The sequence below is a fragment of the Undibacterium sp. Ji42W genome, assembly GCF_049340405.1.
Classification (GTDB): Bacteria; Pseudomonadota; Gammaproteobacteria; order Burkholderiales; family Burkholderiaceae_D; genus Undibacterium.
Genome location: NZ_JBMPOV010000058.1, coordinates 1 through 441 on the forward strand (window position 1 = coordinate 1; position 441 = coordinate 441).

Here is a 441-nt window from a genome sequence, read left to right on the forward strand (position 1 = left end):
TCGCGCAATGCTCAGGTGTCACCAATAACGGTGCCTATGCCACAGCCTTGCAACAAATGAGTCTGTCTGGCGGCGTATTCAAAGGTGGCGACCTTGCTGGCCCAGCGACCCAGACCAAACTGGCAACGGCAGGTGGCACGGTAGAAGCAACGCTGAAAGGCACAGCTACCAGCCCAGGCATCGTCAGCGCCAATTACGGTAATGGCAAAACCCTGGCCTTTGGCTTTGACTGGAACGACACATTAGCTGCACAGGCCAACGAAAGCCGCTGGCCACTCATGATCAAGCAAGGTCTCGACTATTTGACACCAGTCGCCGCAGATTTGAATGCACTGTTGCCAGGCGACATCAGCACGCTGACCAGCACTATTACCAATGCCGGTGCCGCCCAGCCTGTACGCATCGTCCAAAGCCTGCCTGCCGGTTCTGTGGTCAAAGCAA

Annotated in this window: 1 protein-coding gene; it reads left to right on the forward strand. The window is 56.5% G+C overall.

Features of this window, described 5'->3' with window-relative positions; all coding sequences use genetic code 11:
• Positions 1–441: hypothetical protein (locus ACO0LG_RS29580; protein ID WP_423032207.1), on the forward strand; the 441-nt coding region annotated here is incomplete at both ends.